This is a genomic window from Craterilacuibacter sinensis, assembly GCF_009831765.1.
GTDB lineage: Bacteria > Pseudomonadota > Gammaproteobacteria > Burkholderiales > Chromobacteriaceae > Craterilacuibacter > Craterilacuibacter sinensis.
Window position 1 is genome coordinate 41,518 of the sequence record NZ_WSSB01000001.1, and the last position, 15,901, is coordinate 57,418.

A 15,901-nucleotide genomic window follows, 5' to 3' on the forward strand; every position below is an offset into this window, starting at 1 on the left:
CGGGCGCGGCGCGTCGTCAGTCCGGGCCTTTTCCCTATTCCTTCTCCCCTTGGGGAGAAGGTGGCGCAAAGCGCCGGATGAGGGGGAGGTGCGGCTGAGGCTGCGGATTATCGGCTGCGGGGCGCACAAGCCATTTGCGCCAGATCAACCATGCTCGCGCAGCTTCAGCGCCTCGACGATATCGACCGCCACGATGCGGCTCACCCCTTGCTCCTGCATGGTCACCCCTACCAGTTGTTCGGCCATTTCCATGGTCAGGCGGTTGTGGCTGATATAGAGGAACTGCGTCGCATCCGACATTTTCTTCACCAGCTCGCAGAAGCGGCCAGTGTTGGCGTCGTCCAGCGGCGCATCCACTTCGTCCAGCAGGCAAAATGGTGCCGGGTTGAGCGAGAACAGTGCAAACACCAGGCTCATCGCGGTCAGCGCCTTTTCGCCGCCGGACAAGAGATGGATGGTGCTGTTTTTCTTGCCTGGCGGCTGGGCAATGATCTGGATGCCGGCATCCAGCAAATCCTCGCCGGTCAGCACCAGTTCGGCATGGCCACCGCCAAACAGGGTGGGGAAAAACTCGCTCATCTTGCTGTTGACCGCATCGTATGTAGTCTTGAGCATGTCGCGCGTTTCGCCGTCGATGCGGCTGATGGCGTCTTCCAGCGTGGCCATCGCTTCGTTCAGGTCATTGCATTGCGCGGCCAGATAGTCACCGCGCTTTTGCGCCTCGGCCAGCTCTTCCAGTGCGGCGAGGTTGACGGCACCCAAGCCTTCCAGCGCGCGTGCCAGACGCGCGATTTCGGCGGCCAGCGCGTTCGGCTTGACCGCATCGGTCAGGGCTTCCAGCAGCGGCGCCTCGTCGGCACCGGCTTCCAGCAGCTCTTCGGCAAAGCGCGCCATATTCAGGCGTGCCTCCTGATGCTTGAGCAGCCAGTCGCTGCGCGCCTCGCGTAGCGCCGGCAAGCTGGTGCCCACCGCCTGTTGCCGTTGCGCCAGCTGGCGCAATTCTTCGGTGAAGCCCGCAAGCGCGTCGCGTGCGCCCGACAATGCCAGCTCCTGCGTTTCGCGCGCCATGATGGCTTCTTGCAACATGTCCTCGGGGATGGCCTCGATCACCGTTTCGGCTTCCAGTGCCAGCGTTTCCAGTCGCTCGGCCAGCGCCTCTTCGCGTTCGGCCAGCTCGCGTGCGCGGCGGCCGGCCTCGGCGGTTTTCTGCTCGGCAGTGCTCATATTCAGTTTGGCTTCGTGCACGCGACGTTCGGCGTCACGCGTGCGGTTGCGCGCCAGCTCCAGCCCGGTTTCGGCATTCAGGCGCGCCAGACGGGCGTCTTCCAGCGTATAGGTCAGCTCTTCCAGCGTCAGCGCCGCCTCTTCGGCCTGCATGCCCATTTCGGCCATGTCCTGCTCGGCCTGGGTGCGTGTTTCCTGCAGCCGTGCGCGTTCGGTATTGATGGCGGACAGGCGCGCCGCGCCTTGGCGCGCGGCCTGATCCAGCCGCACATGCTCCAGCGTCACTGCCGAGAGTTCCTGCTCCAGCCGGCTGATCGCGCCTTTTTGCGCGCGCACCGCCTCGGACAGCATGCCGGCCATGCTGGCGCTGGCTTCGCGCTTTTTCTCTGCGCTGTCTATTTGGGGCGCCAGCTCGGCGCTGCGTGCGCGGGCCGCATCCAGCGCGCCTTTGCGCGCCATCAGGCCGGCGCCCGAGGCTTCGGCGTAATAGGCGACACTGAGTGCATCGACCCGGTGGCCTTCGGGTGTGATCCAGGCTTCGCCGCCGGCCAGCTCGCTGCGGCGCTCAAGCGCTTCGTCTAGCGTGCCGGCGCAATACAGGCCGGCCAGCCATAGATTCAGCGCTGCATCAAAAGGCGCGGCCGCGCGTGCATGCGCCGCCAGCGGCGTGGCATGGTGTGCCCGGCTGGGCGCGTGGGGCGCAGCCTTGCCGTCGATCAGCTGCAGCGCCGCCGGCGGCAGGCTGTCAGGCAAGTCGGCGGCACGCGCCGACAAGCGTTTGTCCAGCACCGCCTCGATGGCAATGCGCCATGGCTCGGGCACTTGCAGCGTCTGCCACAGCTGCGGCGCGTCGCTTAACTGCTGGCTGTCCAGATAGTCGCCCAGTGCTTCGCCGGCGGCTTCGCGCTGCAGCATATTGTCCAGCGCCTCGGCTTCGGCTTCGGCGCGGGCCTGCTCGGTGCGCAGCCTGGCGAGCGCCGCATCGGCGTGTTCGCGCTCGCTGGCCATATCGGCGAGTTTGGCCTCGTCCGCCGCCACGCGTGCGCGCACCGCATCCAGTGCGGCGCGTGCCTGCGCAACCTTGTCTTCCGCGCCTTGCAGCGCCGCTGCTTCGGGCAGCGCCAAAGCCTGCAGTTCGCGCGTGAGCGCGTCTTCGCGCTCGGCCACTTGCTGCAAGGCATGCTGGCGGTGCTGGATGCCCTGGCGTGCCAGCTCGTGTTCGCGGCTGAGCTGGGCCTGGCTGGCGGTGAGGCTGGCCAGCGTGGCATCGCAGCCGCGAAACTCGCCTTCGGCTTCGGGCAGACTGGTCGCACCGTCTTCCAGCGCCATCTGCGCCTCTTCCTGCACCATCTGCGCTTCTTCCAGTCGCGGCAGCCATTCATCCAGTTCGGCTTCCATCTGGGCACGGCTGCCGGCCAATGTCTGGCGCTCGTTTTGCAAAACGCCCATTTCGCGCGCAATGCGGCTCTGGTTTTCGCTTTGGTGGCGCTGCTGTTCTTCCAGCCGGGTGAGCTGGCTGCTGGCGTCAAACAGCGCCTGCTGCGCCGTCTGCACCTGGTCGCTGGCGCTAAAGTGCGCCTCGCGCACCGTCTCCAGCCGGGTGTCCAGCTCGGTCAAGAGTGCCGCCTGTGCGGCTTCTTCGGTTTCGATGCGGGCAAGCTCGCTGCGCGCCGCTGCTTCCAGCCGCGCCGCTTCTTCGCGCCGCGCCAGCGCCAGCAGGTTCTGCTTGAAGGTGAGGGCGCCGCGCAAATCGTTGTACTGGACGGCGACTTCGGCCTGCTCGGACAAGCGTTCGACCTGGCGCGTCAGCTCCTGCTGCAAGTCGGCGATGCGTTCTAGGTTGTCGCGGGTGTCGCGCAGACGGTTTTCGGTCTCGCGCCGGCGCTCCTTGTATTTGGACACGCCGGCGGCTTCTTCCAGATAGGCGCGCAGCTCTTCCGGCCGCGCCTCGATAATGCGCGAGATCATGCCCTGCTCGATCACCGCATAGCCGCGTGCGCCGACGCCGGTGCCGAGGAACAGGTCGGTAATGTCGCGCCGGCGCACCTGCTGGTTATTGATGTAGTAGCTGGACTCGCCCTGGCGCGTCAGCACGCGCTTGATCGCCACCTCGACATACTGGCCCCAGCTGCCGGCCAGGGTGGCGTCGCTATTGTCGAATACCAGCTCGACCGAGGCGCGGCTGACCGGCTTGCGCGTGGTCGAGCCGTTGAAAATCACGTCCTGCATCGACTCGCCGCGCAACTGCTTGGCCGAAGACTCGCCCAACACCCAGCGCACTGCATCGATCACATTGGATTTGCCGCAGCCATTGGGGCCGATCACCGCCACCAGTTGCCCGGGCACCGGGATATTGGTCGGATCGACAAAAGACTTGAAGCCGGAGAGCTTGATATGGGTAAGGCGCAAGACGTGGTTCCCGCAAATCGGAGCAAAGGAGGCGATTCTACCGCAGGGGGAGGCGTAGGGGGATTGGGGAATAGGGAGTCGGGGCGGCTGGCGGGTTTCGTTTTTCGGGATCTGGGAGCCGGGAACCGGGGTCTGCGGTGTTGATGTGAGTGTACCTGGCCGAAACCACGAGTCCCGAGTCCCGCCTTCATCGCCTTTCGTGCTTGCCCCGTCGCGCATTGCCTACCCATAATGTCGGCATGAGCGACCTGACCCTTTCCCACCATTTCCTTATCGCCATGCCCAATATGGCCGACCCGCTATTTGCCAAATCGCTGGTGTATCTGTGCGACCACGGTGAGCACGGTGCGATGGGGATGATCATCAACAAGCCCTCTGGCATCAGCATGGGCAAGCTGTTTAGCCAGATTGAGCTGACACTGGACTCGGGCGCGCTGGCTGATGCCCCGGTGCTGTTTGGCGGGCCGGTACAGCCGGAGCGCGGCTTCGTGCTGCACGAGCCATTGGGCGACTGGCAGTCCAGCCTGCATATCAGCGAGACGCTGGCGCTGACGACCTCACGCGATGTGCTGCAGGCGGTATCCGAGGGGACGGGCCCTCTGCGCCTGACCATGTCGCTAGGCTACGCCGGCTGGGAAGCCGGCCAACTGGAGCAGGAGATCGCCCAGAATGCCTGGCTGACGGTTGCCGCCGACAGCAAAATCATCTTCGATCTGCCGCCCGAGGCGCGTTACGCCGCCGCCATCGCCTTGCTGGGCTTCGACCCTGCGCTGTTGTCGGGGGATGTCGGTCATGCGTGAAGAACTCGCAGGTACCGTGCTGGGCTTTGATTTTGGCGAGCGGCGCATCGGGGTGGCGCTGGGCGAAACCCTGCTTGGCATCGCCCACCCGCTCATCACCATCGACACGCTGGTCACTGACGAGCGCTTTGCCGCCATCGCAAACTTGCTGGCCGAATGGAAGCCGGTAGCGCTGATTGTCGGCCTGCCCACCCATGCTGACGGCACTCCGCATAATATGACCCGTCTGGCCACCAAGTTCTCCAACCGGCTCAAAGCGCGCTACGGCCTGCCGGTGTTTTTGGTGGATGAGCGTTATACCTCGGAAGTGGCCGAGAGCATGCTCAACGACGCAGGCTTACGCGGGCGCAAGCAAAAGCCCGCGCTGGATCAGGTCGCGGCACAGGCGATTTTGCAGTCGTGGTTCGAGGGCGTGGGCGAGCGGGCGTGATGCCGGCTCCGGCGCAGCTTTAGCTTGCCGGTCGTGATGAAAAGCGCAGCGTCACATCGTGGGGCTGCGTATCTTTTAGAGCACCTTCCTCCGTTTGACTTGGCGGCTATACCGTCAAATGCATCTGTGTTTCAATACCAAAAAATTTAATATTCCGTCAGGGGTGACCGTATGCTCGCCATTATCGGAGGCCGTGGTCTGGCCAGCCTGCCAAGCCTGGAAGTGACACACCGCCAGCTGATCCGCACCCCGTATGGCGAGCCGTCCTGCCCGCTGACCTATGGCCGCATCGGCACGCAAGGTGTGGTTTTTATGGCACGCCATGGTTATGGCCACTCGTTTGCCCCGCACGAAATCAATTACCGCGCCAATTTGTGGGCGCTGCATAGCCAGGGCGTACGCTGCATTATCGCGGTCGGCGCGGTTGGCGGCATACGCGCCGATATGGTGCCGGGTTCGCTGGTGTTGCCGCACGACATCATCGACTACAGCTGGGGGCGCAAGCACACCTTCTTCGAAGGTCCGGACCACCCGGTGGTGCATGCCGACTTCACCCGTCCGTACTGCCCGCAGATGCGCGCCCGCCTGCTGGCGAGTGCCGCGCAAAGCGGCATCGCTCTGATGGATGGTGGGGTTTACGCCTGCACCCAGGGGCCGAGACTGGAGAGCAGCGCCGAAATCCGCCGGTTGGAAGGTGATGGTTGCGACATGGTCGGCCAGACAGGCATGCCCGAAGCGGCGCTGGCGCGCGAGCTGGATATTCCCTATGCCCATCTGTGCTTGGTGGTGAACTGGGCGGCGGGCAAGGGCGAGTCGGCCGAGCAGGTTGCATTCGAACCTGCCGCGCTGGGGCAGGGCGTGGCGAGCGTGGGGGCGGTGATCGAGACCTTGTGCCGGATGTGAGTATTAGCGATGGCGTAGAGGATTTAAGTCGCCATGCGCAGGTAGAAACCGGCCTTAAAAGTAGTCAATCAAGCCGCCAGCCGGCTGCTGGCGGTGAGCGGAGTTTCTGATGAAAACAACAACGAGCGATATGCTGGTGCCCGCCTATCTGGGCAAATTTTCCTGTCTCGGGCCGACTTGCCCGGATACCTGTTGCTACGGCTGGAATGTGCCGGTCGAGCACGATAGCTATAAGCGCCTGAAAAATCTGGGCGACCCCGAGCTTAAGCCGCTGATCGCACAGGCACTCAAACGCGGCCAGGGCAAGAGCGGCAGCGGCGACTTCGGCCTGCTGGATGTGGGCGGCGCCGACGGTCGTTGTCCGCTGCTGAGTAGCGAGGGGCTGTGCCGGCTGCACGCCCGTTGCGGCGAAGCGGTGCTGCCCGATATCTGCGCGACCTACCCGCGCATCACAATCGAAGCGGCGGGGCAATATGTGCAGACTGCGTCGCCGTCGTGTCCCGAGGTGGCGCGCCTGCTGGTCGAGGACGCCGGCGCGGTGGAGTTGACCATCATGCAGCGCACGGTGCGGCAGCGTATGGTGCGTACCACGGCGGAAAGTGTGCTCAATGAAAATATACGGGTTCTTTACCTTGGCGTGCTGGGTAGCCAGGACATCCCGCTATGGCAGCGGCTGGGCTTGCTGCTGCTGATCGCCGAGTCGGTCGACGCTGCGCGGGGCGGCCCTGTAGCCACGGGTATCGTGCGTGATTTAGAGATTCAGCGGGTACTAGATGAATGGCAGCGACTGCTGGCGTCGGGCGATGCTATGCAGGCAGTTGTCTTGTGGCAGCGTGACGACGATCTGCATTTGCAGCTGCTGGCGGCGCTCAGCCGTCTGCGTACGCGCTGGCCACTGACGCGGCGCCGCTACTGCGAGCTGGTTGACGAAGCCGCCGCCGGCTGGGATAGCGGCACACCTGCCACGGCCGCGCTGGCGGATACGGACATGGACGCGGTACTGGGGCGGGTGCTGTACAACCATGCGCTGGGCAGCTATGCGCCGCTGGCACCGGAATCGACCCTGGTTGCCAATACCGTGCTGTTGTGTACGCAATACCTGAGCTTGCGTTTCTGGTGGGCGGGGCTCGCGTTGGCGCGAGGCCGTGCGCTGACCGCGCCAGAACAGGCCGAGCTGCTGGCCAACTACTATCGCGAGGTGATGCATAACCCGCCCTATCTGTCCGAAAGTGTCCGGGTGTTGAACGAGACCGGCTTTACCAAAGCCGAGCACTGGCTGCGGGTGCTGCCGGCGTGAGCCTTGCCGCTGCCGGGGCTCTTTCCTGGGGGGCAGCTGGCGTCTGTCGTTGCTGGCTGGATGATGTCCGGTAAAAAATATAAAAAAGTCCTAAAGGTTTGATAGGGGGGGACGATAAAACGGGTGAAGGCTACACACCGGCATGGGGTCGGGGTGGCGGGCCTGATGGATAACCCAGTACAAGGAACATCATCATGTCGATGAGCATCAATACCAACGTCGCCTCGCTCAACGCCCAGCGCAACTTGTCCGGTTCGCAGTCCGCCCTGTCGACCTCGCTGCAGCGCCTGTCTTCTGGTGCCCGTATCAACAGCGCCAAGGACGACGCCGCTGGCCTCGCCATTTCGGAGCGCATGAGCAGCCAGATTAATGGTTTGGATCAGGCTCGCCGCAATGCCAACGACGGCATTTCGCTGGCGCAGACCGCCGAAGGCGGCATAACTTCCGCGTCCGACATGCTGCAGCGCATGCGCACGCTGGCGGTGCAGTCGGCCAACGACACCAACTCGGCGTCCGACCGCAAGGCGATCCAGTCCGAAGTGAACCAGTTGAAGGAAGAACTGAACCGTCTGGTCGACACCACCCAGTTTAACGGTAAGAATATCCTCGACGGGACGCTCTCCAACGCACAGTTTCAAGTCGGGGCCAACGCCAACCAGACCATTAACGTATCGATTGGTAGCGTTCGTGGTACGGCGATTGGTAGTTATCAGGTTGCGATGGGGGGGACTGCAACCGGTAAGGCCATTCAGGGCACCGCAGCCGGGACTGTTCCTGCGAACGGGGTTACTGGTGATACGCTGAGCATCTCCGGGAACGGTGCAACCAAGGCGGTTGCGGTGACTGCTGGCGATAGCGCCAAAACGATTGCTGCGAATATCAACAAGGAAACCGGCTCTACTGGGGTGACCGCTACCGCAGAATCGAAAGCGACTCTCTCCGCGATAAAAGACGGTACAGTTACCTTCAAGCTGGCGGGGGACAATAGCACTGCTGTTGCGATCTCTGCCTCGGTTGCCGGCAGTGACTACAAGGCGCTGGCCGAAGCGATCAACTCTCAGACTTCGACTACCGGTATTTCCGCCACCCTTGACAAGAGCGGGAACGTCGAGCTGACCAATAAAACTGGTGCGGATATCAAGATCGCTGGTTTTGACACAACAAACGCAACAAAGACCATGACGGTCACAGGTGCAGATACTGCTGCTACGGCGGTTACCGTGACTGGCGGCGCAGCTACCGATAGTGCGACGATTGCCGGCACGATCAAGCTTGACTCGAATAGTGGATTTAACGTTACTGGCGATGCGTCCAAGGGGGTCGTTTCGGCCGCTTCGCTTAACGGTGGTTTGCAGTCTGTCGATAAAATCGATATCAGCACAACAACCGGTGCCAATGATGCGCTGAAGGTGATAGATGCCGCGTTGTCGACCGTGAACGCCCGCCGTGCCGACCTCGGCGCCGTGCAGAACCGCTTCAGCAACACCATCTCCAACTTGCAGTCGAGCGCGGAGAACCTGAACGCGTCGCGCGGCCGTATCCTGGACACCGACTTTGCTGCGGAAACCGCACGCATGAGCCGTAACCAGGTGTTGCAGCAAGCCGGTACCGCCATGCTGGCGCAGGCCAACCAGCTGCCGCAGCAAGTGCTGCAGCTGCTGCGCTAAGCTTCGCCGGTTTCAGCTTCTGAACGATAGACACGCAACCCGGCGGGGCCTCCTCGCCGGGTTTTTTCTTGCAGGAGACAGATCATGACAAGCTTGGGTCCGATGACGCCAGTCGGTGGCGGCTATGCCGCACCGATACAGAACGAGCCGGGCAGCCGGTCGCAGCCGCTGTCCTCGCAGCAAAGCAGCGCGCCGACCGTGGCGGTGGCCAGTACTGCAGTGCAGGCGTTGGGTAGTAGTGAGGCCGGGCGTCAGATGAAGGGCGGTGCCGACGAGCAGGCGCTCAAGGGCGCGCTGGAAAAGGTAAACAAACTGGTGTCGGCGTATTCGAGCGAGCTGAAGTTCAGTGTCGATGAGGATACCGGCATTGATGTGGTGAAGGTGATCGATAAGGAAACCGATCAGGTGATCCGTCAGATGCCTTCAGAAGAAATGCTGAAAATCGCGCAGAGCCTGGACAAGATCGTGGGTGTCCTGTTCAAGGACAAGGCTTAAGCCTAAGCCTAAGCCTAAGAGCTGGTTCACGATCTGCCGGGCGCAGGCTGCGGCGTTAAAATCGGCTTATAAATGCGTATGTACCGTATGGTTATTCCGCTCTCCCAGCCGTTTTCGTCTTGTTTCGCGCTAGCTCGCGAGATTGTGAGTCGGTTCTAAGCGCGCCGTGTTTGTGTTGTGACAAGGCAGGGTGGCGTAGTGGATGGGATGATGTGGGTCGTTGAAAGGGAAGGGGACGCAAGATGGCGCTGAGTGTGGGTGGTCTGGGCTCGGGTATGGACATTGACGGGCTGATCAAGAACCTGATGGCGGTTGAATCGCGTCCTCTGTACCAGTTGCAACAAAAAGAAGCGCTGCTGCAGCAGAAAGTATCTGCAGTGGGGCAGGTCAAGAGTGCGGTGTCGGAGTTTCAGAGTGCGGTCAAGGCGCTGCAGGATTCTGGCAAGTTCGTGTCGTACAAGGGCAGCACCAGTTCGGAAGACCATGTCGGCATTTCCGCTTCAAGCAAGGCGCCGACCGGTTCGTTCTCGGTGAAGGTGCAGCAGTTGGCGCAGGAGCAGAAACTGGCGTCGGGCAACTTTACCAGCGCCAAGTCGGCGATTACCGGCGCCGCGGAAAGCAAGCTGACCTTTTCGTCTGCGGCCGACCCCAGCAAGCCGCCCAAGAGCGTGACGATCCCGGCCAATGCGACGCTGGAGGATATCCGCGACGCGGTGAACAAGGCCGATGTCGGCGTGAACGCCAGCATCGTCAACGATGGCTCGGGCTACAAGCTGGTGTATTCATCGAAAAATACCGGTACGCAGAACACGATCAAGGTGCAGGCGAGCGACGACGCGCTCAACCAGGTTGCGACGCACGGCAAGGACGGCAACCCCCTGCTCGCTGCCGACGGCAAGCCGATGCTGACCGAGGTACAGGCGGCCAAGGATGCCAAGTTCCTGCTCGACGGTATCGAGGTGATCAAGCAGAGCAACACGGTGACAGACGCCATCGATGGCGTGACGCTGACCCTCAAGAAGCTGCACAAGGATGAGGAGCCTGCGCGCCTGAGCGTGAGCAAGGATACCTCGGGCATCAAGACGTCGCTTGAGGGCTTGGTTGAAGGCTACAACAAGCTGATGAAGGCGCTGAAGGATGTGTCGTCTGTCAACCTGGAGGCGACGCCCAAGCCGGGCGAGCAGCGCCCGGCCGGCGTCCTCAACGGTGCCAGCATCATTCGCACCATCCAGAGCCAGATCCGCTCGGCGTTCAACGAAGGCGGCGACAATGGTGGTATCTATACCATGGCATCGCAGTTCGGCTTGAGCTTCAATCAGGACGGCACCATGAAGCTGGACGACAAGGTGCTGGACAAGGCGCTGGAGAAAAACGCCGACGATATCGCCAAGTTCTTCGCTACCGATGCCATCACCTCGGATTCGGGCATCTCCTATGTCGGCGGCTCCAGCAAGACGCAGGCGGGCGAGTACGAGATCGTGATCACCCAATTGCTCAACGGCACCAAGGAGGCGGGTAAAGCCCCTGTGTCGCTGGATCAACAGGCGGATGAGACATTTACTCTTAAGGTCGATGGCAAGGGAGTGGATGTCACCCTGCCCAAGAAAACCTACGCGTCAGCCGCCGAGCTTGCGCATGCGATCGAGTCCGGCGTGAATGAAAAGCTGGGCAAGGACGGCAAGGTATCGGTGACGGTAGATCCGGATAGCGGCAAGCTGGCGATACAGTCGGGCAAGACCGGCAAGGAGTCGTCGGTTGAGCTGGTGTCCGGCCTCGAGTTTGCCGGTTTTACTGCCGGTGCCGGTATCCCCGGTGGCGACAGCGTGGCCGGTACCATAGGTGGTCATCCGGCCAAGGGCGATGGCAACAAGCTGGTCGGCGCGGTCGGTTCGCCGGTGGAAGGGCTGACCATCGCGGTGAATGGCGGGGTCACCGGCAATCGCGGTACGGTGTCGTTTACCAAAGGCTTTGCCTTTGACCTGGACCAGAAGCTGGAAGGTCTGGTAAAAAAGGACGGTGCGATTGATGCCTTCAGTACCGGCCTGAGCGAGTCGGCCAAGGGGCTGACCAAGCAGCAAGAGGCAATGGAGCTCCGGCTGGTGGAAACCGAAAAGCGTTACAAGCAGCAGTTTTCGGCCATGGATGCCCTGCTGGCGCAGTACAACAATATGAGCAATTTTCTGACACAGCAGTTGGCCGGATTGTCCGGCAGCCGATAATCATAGTGAAGAGGATACCGGTGTGAATGTCCGCAGAATGCAGCAGGCGTATGGCAGTTCGGCGCTGCAAACCGAAGTCGAGGTGGCCAGCCCGCACAAGCTGGTGCTGATGCTGTTTGATGGCGCTTTGCAGGCGATCCGTCTGGCCAAGGTGCAGATGGCACAGGGAAAGGTTGCGGAAAAGGGGCAGCTGATCGGCAAGGCGGTGTCGATTGTCGATGAGGGGCTGCGCAATTCGCTGGATATTGCGCAAGGTGGCGAGCTGGCGGTGAATCTGTCCGGTTTGTACGAGTATTGCACCCGCCGTCTGTTACAGGCCAATCTGGACAATGACGCGGCGGCGCTGGATGAAGTCAGTGCATTGCTGGACGAGGTGCGCTCGGCCTGGGTCGAAATCGGCCGCAAGCCGAATCCCGCCGAAGCACAGATGCAGGCGACCGCTGATGCCGGCATCTGACGCACTGCTGCGCTGGCAGGCGTTTTCCGCATTGGCCGAGGCGGCACGAGAAGCCGCTGAACGCGAGGACTGGGCGCTGGCGATTTCGCTGGGGGAACAACTGGCTGCGCTGCAGCAGGATTTGCCCGCAGTGGACACGCTGAAGCTGGACGACGCGCAGCACGCAACGCTGCGCCTGACGCTGCTGGCCATTCAGGCTAATATCGAACAGTCGCGTGCATTGATGGGATGGGAGCGCGACACGCTTTCCGAAGAAATGCATCATCTGCGAACCAGCAGCCGTGTACTGGACGCCTACAGCAAGGGCGCCTGACGCAGCCGCGCTGGGCGCGTCAGGAGGTTGAAGTGGAAATATGGCTGCTGCTTGCATGTTTGTCTGTTGCCGTGGCCGCGCTGGGCTGGCAGGTGTACCGCTTGCGTAGTGCGGTGCGGGTGGCGGACGCGCACCAGATCGAGTTGCAGGCGCAAATTACCCGCCTGCAAAAAGACCTCCACGGCCTGAGCGCGCGTGCGCCGCAGGTGCTTGTCGAGCCGCCGCGGCTCGTCGAGCCGCTGAAGCGGCGCAGCGATCCGCCGCCGTCATCCGAACTTTCTTCTCCCTACAATCAGGCGATCGAGCTGGCGCGCCATGGCCTGTCGGCCGGCGAAGTGGCCGAGCGCTGCGGCATCTCGCGCAGCGAGGCCGAGCTGATTGTTTCCCTTTACCGCAATAGTTCGACTTCATGATTCCTTCTCTGGGTAATGCGCCAGGCCAGAGTCTGCCGGCGCAGGGGCAGGCGCGGGTGGATAACGCCCGTTTCCTTAAAGATGCCGGCCGCGGCCTGATTGCGGTAGACAAGGTGCCGGGCAAAGTCCCGGCCTTGTTATTGGGTGAGGCGGTCAATGCTCGTGTGGTCGAGCGCCTGCCGGACAACAAGCTGGTCGCGCTGATCAAAAATGGCCTGTTTACCCTGCAACTGCCGCCGGGCGTCTCTGTCAAGGGCGAGTCGATTGCGCTCAAGGTGGCCGCGCTTGCGCCGGCGCTGACGTTTGCGCTGGCGGCCGATGCCGGCGAGCCGGAACAAAACAATTCGGTCGCCGTACGCCTGAGCAGTGCCACGCGCTATCTGTCCGACCTGCTGCGCGCCGCGCCACAAGCCACCGGCAAGGCGGCCACGCTGCTCGACCCGCAGGCGCCGCTGTCGGCGCGCGCCGAAAGCCTCACTCAGGCTGTCAGGCAAAGCGGCGTGTTTTACGAGTCGCAGCAAAAAGCCTGGGTCGAGGGACGCTTGCCGCTGGAAAAGCTGCAAAGCCAGCCGCAGGCGCAAGCCGGCGAACTGTTGAAGCAGGAGCCGCAAGCGCGTACGCAGGTGATGGCCGAGCTGGGCAGCGTATTGCAAAAGCAGCTGGATACGCTGGAAAGCCGCGTGCTCAATGTCAACGCCCAAGCTTGGCCTGGGCAGGCGGCGCAATGGCAGATCGAACGCGAAGCGGCAGGCGAGCGCGATGCCGATGGTGGCGGCGAGATACCGGTGTGGGCCACGCGGCTGAATCTGGATTTACCGGCGCTGGGCAGTCTGGGCGCGCGCGTGCGTCTGGTCGGCCACCAGATCCAGCTGACGCTGGACGCGGATGACACCACTGCCGCCCTGATCGAAACCCACCGCACACGGCTGGAGGATGGTCTGGCCGCTGCCGGCCTGGCGCTGGTGGCGCTGAATATCAAGCAGCATGGGTAAACAGCATCCACCATTGATGGGTTGCGCTGTGTGGCACCTGTCATTGATGGGTTACGCTTTGCTCCACCCATCCTACGACCAGTGGCACTGGTTTACCGCGTTTCTCCTGTTTCACCCTGATTACGAAACCCTGCCATGAAAAAAAACACCCCCCGCACTTCCGCCGTGGCGCTCTCTTACCAGGAGGGCAAGAGCGCGCCGCAGGTGGTGGCCAAGGGCTATGGCCAGATGGCCGAGCGCATCATCGAGCGCGCGCGTGAGTCGGGTGTGTTCGTACACGATTCGCCCGAACTGGTGAACCTGTTGATGCAGGTCAATCTGGATGACCATATCCCGTCCGAGCTGTATCGCGCCGTGGCCGAGCTATTGGCCTTTGTCTATTTCCTGGAACAGCAGGCAGCAGGCACAGCAACGCCCAAAGCGGTATCATGACAATTCATAATTTCAAGGGGAATTAAAATGAAAATAGGGTATATCGGTCTGGGCATCATGGGCAGGCCCTGTGTGTTGAACCTGCTGGGAGCGGGGTTCGACGTGACGGTGTGGGCGCGCCGCCCCGAGTCGGCCAAGGCGTTACTGGATGCTGGTGCCTCTTGGGCCGATAGCGTCGCGGCGCTGGCCGCTGAAGTCGATGTGCTGGTGAGCAATGTCTCCGACACGCCGGATGTGGCGGCGCTGATGGCCGAAGTCGCGGTGGCTGCCCGCCCGGGGCTGGTGTGTGTGGATATGAGCACCATCTCGCCGATAGGCGCGCGTGAGATTGCCGCCGCGCTGGCGGAAAAGGGCGTGGATTTTCTTGATTGCCCGGTGTCGGGCGGTGAAGCCGGTGCCATTGCCGGCACGCTGACCATTATGGTGGGGGGCAAGGCCGGCGCGCTGGAAACTGCGCGTCCGGTGCTCTTGGCGATGGGCAAGACCATCACCCATATCGGGGAGAGTGGTGCCGGCCAGGTGGCCAAGGCCTGTAACCAGATTGCGGTGGGCGCCGGCATTGCCGCGGTGGCCGAAATCATGAAGCTGACCCGCGCCTGCGGCGTCGACCCGGTGCCGGTGCGTGCGGCGTTAATGGGCGGCTTTGCCCAGAGCAAGGTGCTGGATGTGCATGGCCAGCGCATGATAGACGACAACTACGCGCCCGGCTTCAAAGCCGTGTTGCATCAAAAAGACATGGGCATCGTGCTCGACACCGCCGCCGAACTGGGCATCGCCTTGCCTGCTGCTGCGCGGGTGCGTGCGCTGATCGATGAACTGGTCGCAGGCGGCGATGGCGAACTGGATTCGTCGGCCATCGCGCGCCTGGTGTGGGACAAAAACTGATGGTGGGGGCAGCGGGATAGCGCTATTTCGCTGCCGGTGCGAGCTTATTCGATGTTCTGGATCTGCTCGCGCATCTGCTCGATCAGCACCTTGAGTTCGACCGAGGCCTGGGTGGTTTCGGTCGAGACCGATTTGGAACCCAGGGTGTTGGCTTCGCGGTTGAGTTCCTGCATCAGGAAGTCGAGGCGCTTGCCGGCCTGGCCGCCGGCTTTGAGGATGCGGCGCACTTCGCTGATATGCGCGCCCAGACGGCCGAGTTCTTCGTCTACATCCATTTTTTGGGCGAACAGGGCGAATTCCTGCTTGATGCGGTCGTCGTCCACGCTGCCCAGTGCATCTTGCAGCCGGTGGGAGAGTCTGGCCATATAGCCATCGAGGATTTGTGGCAGGCGCGGCTTGATCTCGCGTACGATGGTTTCCATGCCGTCCAGCCGGTCCAGCAAGATTTGCTTGAGTTTTTCGCCTTCGCGCGCACGGCTGGCGTTAAAGTCGGTCAGCAGTTCGGCCAGGCAGTCGACGCACAGCTGTTGCAGCACTTCGGGTGCCAGTTCATTGGAGCGCAGCACGCCCTGCCAGCGCATCAGCTCGCCAACAGACAGGCCGCGGGCATCGGGTGCCAGCGTACGGATGTCGGCGGCGACATCGAGCAGGCTTTGCAGGTAGTCGCGGTTCAGCTCCAGGGTCGGCACTTGCGAGTCGACCTGATTGAGCGAGACGCGGCACTCTATCTTGCCGCGGCTGGCTTTGGCCGAGATGCGTTCGCGCAAGGCCGGGTCGACGATGCGCAGTTCTTCCGGCAGGCGCAACTGGACATCAAGGTAGCGGTGGTTGACGGCGCGTAGTTCCATCGCCAGCATTCCGCCGGTAAATTCGCGGGTAATGGCGGCAAAGCCGGTCATGCTGAGTATCATGGTTTTCTTCCGGTAGGTTTTGATTCAGGAACCGGGCCCGGATGGTGTAGTTTC

The 15,901-nt window shown here is 62.4% G+C and carries 15 protein-coding genes; 13 read left to right on the forward strand and 2 right to left on the reverse strand.

All coding sequences use genetic code 11. The features are described from left to right. Positions 1-144 precede the first annotated feature (144 nt). On the reverse strand, positions 145-3,852 hold the full coding sequence (smc, locus tag GQF02_RS00190) for a chromosome segregation protein SMC (RefSeq protein ID WP_456236731.1): 3,708 nt from the start codon (positions 3,850-3,852) through the stop codon (positions 145-147). A 20-nt stretch (positions 3,853-3,872) separates the two neighbouring features. Here smc and GQF02_RS00195 point away from each other — a divergent pair, with 20 nt between their 5' ends. From GQF02_RS00195 to GQF02_RS00255, 13 genes are all read left to right on the forward strand, one after another. Then, positions 3,873-4,433, forward strand: a complete 561-nt coding sequence (locus GQF02_RS00195; protein ID WP_160794070.1) for a YqgE/AlgH family protein — start codon at positions 3,873-3,875, stop codon at positions 4,431-4,433. Further along, a complete protein-coding gene (ruvX, locus tag GQF02_RS00200) occupies positions 4,426-4,863 on the forward strand; it encodes a Holliday junction resolvase RuvX (RefSeq protein WP_124734674.1) in 438 nt (145 codons plus the stop codon). Before GQF02_RS00195 ends, ruvX begins: the two co-directional genes overlap by 8 nt. A 171-nt stretch (positions 4,864-5,034) precedes the next feature. Further along, positions 5,035-5,766, forward strand: coding sequence for an S-methyl-5'-thioinosine phosphorylase (locus GQF02_RS00205; RefSeq protein ID WP_160794072.1), 732 nt, complete (start codon positions 5,035-5,037; stop codon positions 5,764-5,766). Between the two features lie 109 nt (positions 5,767-5,875). Then, entirely contained in the window at positions 5,876-7,063 is a 1,188-nt protein-coding gene (gene fliB, locus GQF02_RS00210; RefSeq protein ID WP_160794074.1) for a flagellin lysine-N-methylase, read from the forward strand. Between the two features lie 194 nt (positions 7,064-7,257). Next, the gene (locus GQF02_RS16130; protein ID WP_160794076.1) at positions 7,258-8,730 is read left to right on the forward strand and encodes a flagellin N-terminal helical domain-containing protein; all 1,473 of its coding nucleotides are present in this window, start codon (positions 7,258-7,260) and stop codon (positions 8,728-8,730) included. Between the two features lie 84 nt (positions 8,731-8,814). Then, positions 8,815-9,225: a flagellar protein FlaG gene (locus GQF02_RS00220; protein ID WP_160794078.1), complete on the forward strand. Its 411-nt coding sequence runs from the start codon at positions 8,815-8,817 to the stop codon at positions 9,223-9,225. Positions 9,226-9,467: 242 nt separating this feature from the next. Next, positions 9,468-11,444, forward strand: coding sequence for a flagellar filament capping protein FliD (fliD, locus tag GQF02_RS00225; protein WP_160794080.1), 1,977 nt, complete (start codon positions 9,468-9,470; stop codon positions 11,442-11,444). A gap of 22 nt (positions 11,445-11,466) precedes the next feature. Continuing rightward, the gene (fliS, locus tag GQF02_RS00230; protein WP_220789256.1) at positions 11,467-11,901 is read left to right on the forward strand and encodes a flagellar export chaperone FliS; all 435 of its coding nucleotides are present in this window, start codon (positions 11,467-11,469) and stop codon (positions 11,899-11,901) included. After that, on the forward strand, positions 11,888-12,214 hold the full coding sequence (locus GQF02_RS00235; RefSeq protein WP_160794082.1) for a flagellar protein FliT: 327 nt from the start codon (positions 11,888-11,890) through the stop codon (positions 12,212-12,214). The genes fliS and GQF02_RS00235 overlap by 14 nt, the downstream gene beginning before the upstream one ends. A gap of 32 nt (positions 12,215-12,246) precedes the next feature. After that, positions 12,247-12,627 (forward strand): DUF2802 domain-containing protein, encoded by a 381-nt coding sequence (locus tag GQF02_RS00240; protein ID WP_160794084.1) that lies wholly within the window; start codon positions 12,247-12,249, stop codon positions 12,625-12,627. Further along, a complete protein-coding gene (locus GQF02_RS00245; RefSeq protein WP_160794086.1) occupies positions 12,624-13,619 on the forward strand; it encodes a flagellar hook-length control protein FliK in 996 nt (331 codons plus the stop codon). Before GQF02_RS00240 ends, GQF02_RS00245 begins: the two co-directional genes overlap by 4 nt. Before the next feature lie 135 nt (positions 13,620-13,754). Continuing rightward, the gene (locus tag GQF02_RS00250; RefSeq protein WP_160794088.1) at positions 13,755-14,051 is read left to right on the forward strand and encodes an EscU/YscU/HrcU family type III secretion system export apparatus switch protein; all 297 of its coding nucleotides are present in this window, start codon (positions 13,755-13,757) and stop codon (positions 14,049-14,051) included. Between the two features lie 27 nt (positions 14,052-14,078). Further along, positions 14,079-14,936: an NAD(P)-dependent oxidoreductase gene (locus tag GQF02_RS00255; protein ID WP_160794090.1), complete on the forward strand. Its 858-nt coding sequence runs from the start codon at positions 14,079-14,081 to the stop codon at positions 14,934-14,936. A 44-nt stretch (positions 14,937-14,980) separates the two neighbouring features. Here the strand turns inward: GQF02_RS00255 and GQF02_RS00260 are convergent, their stop codons facing one another. Continuing rightward, entirely contained in the window at positions 14,981-15,847 is an 867-nt protein-coding gene (locus GQF02_RS00260; protein WP_160794092.1) for a YicC/YloC family endoribonuclease, read from the reverse strand. Positions 15,848-15,901 lie beyond the last annotated feature (54 nt).

Coding starts and splice junctions, on each gene's coding strand:
- smc (WP_456236731.1), bottom strand. CDS start 3,852: ATGCGCGACGGGGCAAGCACGAAAGGCGATGAAGGCGGGACTCGGGAC.
- GQF02_RS00195 (WP_160794070.1), top strand. CDS start 3,873: ATGAGCGACCTGACCCTTTCCCACCATTTCCTTATCGCCATGCCCAAT.
- ruvX (WP_124734674.1), top strand. CDS start 4,426: ATGCGTGAAGAACTCGCAGGTACCGTGCTGGGCTTTGATTTTGGCGAG.
- GQF02_RS00205 (WP_160794072.1), top strand. CDS start 5,035: ATGCTCGCCATTATCGGAGGCCGTGGTCTGGCCAGCCTGCCAAGCCTG.
- fliB (WP_160794074.1), top strand. CDS start 5,876: ATGAAAACAACAACGAGCGATATGCTGGTGCCCGCCTATCTGGGCAAA.
- GQF02_RS16130 (WP_160794076.1), top strand. CDS start 7,258: ATGTCGATGAGCATCAATACCAACGTCGCCTCGCTCAACGCCCAGCGC.
- GQF02_RS00220 (WP_160794078.1), top strand. CDS start 8,815: ATGACAAGCTTGGGTCCGATGACGCCAGTCGGTGGCGGCTATGCCGCA.
- fliD (WP_160794080.1), top strand. CDS start 9,468: ATGGCGCTGAGTGTGGGTGGTCTGGGCTCGGGTATGGACATTGACGGG.
- GQF02_RS00235 (WP_160794082.1), top strand. CDS start 11,888: ATGCCGGCATCTGACGCACTGCTGCGCTGGCAGGCGTTTTCCGCATTG.
- GQF02_RS00245 (WP_160794086.1), top strand. CDS start 12,624: ATGATTCCTTCTCTGGGTAATGCGCCAGGCCAGAGTCTGCCGGCGCAG.
- GQF02_RS00250 (WP_160794088.1), top strand. CDS start 13,755: ATGAAAAAAAACACCCCCCGCACTTCCGCCGTGGCGCTCTCTTACCAG.
- GQF02_RS00255 (WP_160794090.1), top strand. CDS start 14,079: ATGAAAATAGGGTATATCGGTCTGGGCATCATGGGCAGGCCCTGTGTG.
- GQF02_RS00260 (WP_160794092.1), bottom strand. CDS start 15,847: ATGATACTCAGCATGACCGGCTTTGCCGCCATTACCCGCGAATTTACC.